Origin of the sequence: Propioniciclava sp. (genome assembly GCF_036744435.1) — a bacterium.
Lineage (GTDB): Bacteria > Actinomycetota > Actinomycetes > Propionibacteriales > Propionibacteriaceae > Propioniciclava.
In genome coordinates this window covers 1-3173 of the sequence record NZ_DAIOIA010000188.1, presented here as the reverse complement: position 1 = coordinate 3173, position 3173 = coordinate 1, and the positions used below count along the sequence as shown (strand labels likewise).

The 3173-nt window shown below is 66.0% G+C and carries 6 protein-coding genes; 5 read left to right on the top strand and 1 reads right to left on the bottom strand.

Translation table 11 applies throughout. The features are described 5' to 3' along the window. Nucleotides 1-28: 28 nt before the first annotated feature. Nucleotides 29-559, bottom strand: coding sequence for a TetR/AcrR family transcriptional regulator (locus tag V7E09_RS14905; RefSeq protein WP_324523649.1), 531 nt, complete (start codon nt 557-559; stop codon nt 29-31). Between the two features lie 75 nt (nt 560-634). Between V7E09_RS14905 and V7E09_RS14900 the strand changes: the two genes are divergently transcribed. The 5 genes from V7E09_RS14900 to V7E09_RS14880 form a co-directional block, all read left to right on the top strand. Beyond that, nucleotides 635-1297, top strand: a complete 663-nt coding sequence (locus V7E09_RS14900) for a DUF1345 domain-containing protein (RefSeq protein ID WP_324523648.1) — start codon at nt 635-637, stop codon at nt 1295-1297. Nucleotides 1298-1536: 239 nt separating this feature from the next. After that, nucleotides 1537-1776 (top strand): hypothetical protein, encoded by a 240-nt coding sequence (locus V7E09_RS14895; RefSeq protein WP_218714191.1) that lies wholly within the window; start codon nt 1537-1539, stop codon nt 1774-1776. Beyond that, nucleotides 1776-2582: a Fic/DOC family protein gene (locus tag V7E09_RS14890; protein WP_324523647.1), complete on the top strand. Its 807-nt coding sequence runs from the start codon at nt 1776-1778 to the stop codon at nt 2580-2582. Before V7E09_RS14895 ends, V7E09_RS14890 begins: the two co-directional genes overlap by 1 nt. Before the next feature lie 12 nt (nt 2583-2594). Beyond that, nucleotides 2595-2924: a hypothetical protein gene (locus V7E09_RS14885; protein ID WP_218714243.1), complete on the top strand. Its 330-nt coding sequence runs from the start codon at nt 2595-2597 to the stop codon at nt 2922-2924. Continuing rightward, a partial coding sequence (locus V7E09_RS14880) for a recombinase family protein (protein WP_324523646.1) occupies nt 2921-3173 on the top strand: 253 nt, incomplete at its 3' end. The genes V7E09_RS14885 and V7E09_RS14880, both read left to right, overlap by 4 nt.

Sequence of the window (3173 nt, the reverse complement as noted above, 5' to 3'; positions counted from 1 at the left end):
CAGCGAGCAGGAGCCATTTCTTCATTTGCTAGTCCTTAATCAGGTTGTGGGCGAGGAGGTGAACGCGGGCGCGTTCATCGGGTGTGGGGGGAAAGAAGTTGGTGGCGTCGGCGAGCCAGCCGCCATCGGCGAGGAGTCGTGCGGCGATCAGTCGCGCCCGCACGTCGGGGGCTAGATCGGTCGGCAGTGTCAGCCAGGGTGCGAGGCGCTCCGTCCACCGGTGGGTGAGGGTGCGGCGTAGTTTCGGGTCGCTCATCGCGACCAGGTCTGTTTCGCTGAACTCTCCGGAAAGCGACCAGTCCAGGTAGGCGCGGATCCGATCATGCGGGCCCGCCTGGGACGAAGTAACCCCGAGTCGGGCGGTGAGCTCGCTCTCCCACCGGTCCAGGACCGAATCGACCAGCGCGAGCATGAGGGCTTCCTTAGTGGGGTAGTGATACATCACTCCGGGCTTCGTCAACCCGACCGCGCGGGCGACCGAATCCAACGACACCGACCCGCCCTCTTCCAGCTGCGCGAAGGCCGCGGCGATGATCGAATGCGGTGTCTCAGTTCCCATAACCAAAGGTTACCATCCGGAAGGTAACCAAGCTGTAGGGTTGCTGAGACTGGCGAATCTTGAGGGGAAGCGATCATGGACGCAGAGCGGCCCTCACGCGAGGGAACGCACCGCTGGGCCGACTACCTCGTCACTGCTGCAGAACTCGTGACCGTGCTCGTGGCAGTGGGGTACGTGCTCTCCGGAAGCGTGGTCGTGCTGATCGTGTGGGAAGCACTAGCGACGGCATATCTCCTCACCGGGTCAATCCTCACCTGGCGACGCAGCATCACCGGCCGAGACGGAAGCCGCCGATCGGGAACCCTAGACACACTGTCGTGGGTGCTACCGCTCATGGCCAGTCTCGTCGGGGTGAACGCAGCCGTTCTCGCGATCACAATCCGCGTTCCCGCCGAAGCTCCCCGAGGGGAAACGGTATTCCTCGGAGTGGCGGCCGCGATCGGCATCATCTTGTCCTGGCACCTGCTCCACACCGGCTTCGCCCAGGTCTACGAAACACTCCAACACCGCGACCCCGAGCATCCCGCGCTCGAATTCCCCCGCACGACACATCCCGGCCTGGCGGACTTCCTGTACTTCGCGTTCACGATCGGCACTTCGTTCGCGACATCCGACGCCACCGTGGCCACCGTGCGGATGCGGTGGCTTGTCCTCACACACAGCATCGTGAGCTTCTTCTACAACGCGCTCGTCGTCGCCGTGGCCATCCAAGTCATTCAACAGATCGCCCGCGCCTGAACTAGATGAAGCCACACGGGCATGCTTTGCCACAAACTGTCGGAATCCTCCAACGAAGAAAGTGGTAGCCAAAAATGATCGTTTCCGGGGGAGGGGTGACGGCAGCTCTCGTCGACGTCGACACGCCGCATCCCGACCACCCGAAACTAAGCCCCGAAACCCGAACCGCCCGAAACCTTATGTAGACCGTTTTCGGGTGAGCTGGTAGAATGGAAGCACACCGAGGAGAGGGGGCCGTCATGGCCGCTGAGTTCAACATCGAGGCCCGCTGGCCGGAGCTGTTCGAGCCCCTGGACAACGCCACGCGCACGCACGTCGTGAACACGTTCGCGTCGAGCTGGCACGAGGGTTGGGTGCCGAACCGCGAGGACGTCGAGAACCTGACCGACTACGCCCGCGGCGCGATCGACAAGAGCGAGTATGACCGGCGCGCAGCGGGCGCGGCCGAGCGTCATCGCGCACACGCCATCGCGAGCTGATGGCGTCGCAGTTCTCCTCCTGGGATTCGTACTTCTGGGAGCCTGGCGGCCCCGTGCTGCGCAACCTCTACGGTGAGCGCGACGGGGCCGCTCTCGCGCAGCGTGAGTACTCCGAGACCAACGCGCAGCAGTTCGATATCGAGCGCGGCGCAGTCTCGATCCCGAGGACGTATGACGCCGAGCACGTGCGCGCGATTCACGCGCAGCTCTTCGGCAACGTCTACGAGTGGGCGGGGGAGTACCGCACGGTCGGGATCAGCAAGAACCTGAGCCAGTTCGCGCACCCCGCCGACGTGCCCCACTACCTCAACGACGCGAGCCGGATCGTTCGCGGCTCCGAGTGGTCGACGATGAACCGCGACCAGTTCGCAGCGTCAGCGGCCGAGGTGTTCGCGTACGTCAACCAGGCCCACCCGTTCCGCGAGGGCAACGGTCGGACGGCCAAGCTGTTCATGCAGCACGTGGCCGAGCTGAGCCCGTACCGCCTCGACTACAGCCCCGCCGTGTCCGGCGTGACGCCAGAGCTATGGAACCAGGCGTCGATGCTCTCCGGCCCGGATCGGGACAAGTACGAGCCGCAGCCCGCGACTCTCGTTCCCGTGTTCCGAGCGATGGCCGTCGAGCGGCCACCGGCACCCCAGGCGAGCAAGCCGGACGCCGCACGCGACGTCACCCGAGACCGGTCCCCGTACCGGGCATCCTTCCCCCGACCGGCCACCGAGGCGACTCGACCGGGCACCGATGCAGGCACCGGCAAGCGGCCGCCGCAGCGGCCCGGCCAGCGCTACGACGTCGGTCGTGATTGATAGAGAGAACCCATGTACGACACCTTCTTGCCGAACCTCCTTTCGTGGGTCGCTGTTGCTGCCCTCGCCGTGACTGCCGTTCTCCTCGTGACGAGTCGACGTGACCCGATGGGGACCACCCGAGCGGGCGCGCAGCGCCTCCTCTGGGCGTTCATCATCGCGGAAGGCGCGATCGTTCTCTGGGTCGCATCGCTCTGGATCGACGGCACCGGCTGGCTCCCCGGCATGATCGCCTCGACCGTGTTCGTCGCCGTCCAGATCGTGTTCGTGGTGCCGCGCCTGCGCCGCATCGCGCGCACCGCCGCGGGGGAGCCCTCGCAGCCGGAAACGAGCGAGTCATGACGAACCTCGTCGGCTACGCGCGGGTGTCCAAGCGCGACCAGAACCCGGCCGCTCAGGAGGCCGAGCTGCGCGCCGCCGGAGCTGCGCGCGTGTTCGTCGACCACGGCGAATCGAGCCGCGTCGCAGAGCGCCCGCAGTGGCTCGCCTGCCTCGACTACTTGCGCGAGGGCGACACCCTCATCGTGCGCCGCCTCGACCGCATCGCGGGTAGCGAGACGATGGCCATTCAGACCATCAGTGAGCTGCACG

What these genes read in the sequence shown, in the direction of transcription:
- V7E09_RS14900 (WP_324523648.1), top strand. Translation starts at nt 635, where the DNA reads ATGGACGCAGAGCGGCCCTCACGCGAGGGAACGCACCGCTGGGCCGAC.
- V7E09_RS14895 (WP_218714191.1), top strand. Translation starts at nt 1,537, where the DNA reads ATGGCCGCTGAGTTCAACATCGAGGCCCGCTGGCCGGAGCTGTTCGAG.
- V7E09_RS14885 (WP_218714243.1), top strand. Translation starts at nt 2,595, where the DNA reads ATGTACGACACCTTCTTGCCGAACCTCCTTTCGTGGGTCGCTGTTGCT.
- V7E09_RS14890 (WP_324523647.1), top strand. Translation starts at nt 1,776, where the DNA reads ATGGCGTCGCAGTTCTCCTCCTGGGATTCGTACTTCTGGGAGCCTGGC.
- V7E09_RS14905 (WP_324523649.1), bottom strand. Translation starts at nt 559, where the DNA reads ATGGGAACTGAGACACCGCATTCGATCATCGCCGCGGCCTTCGCGCAG.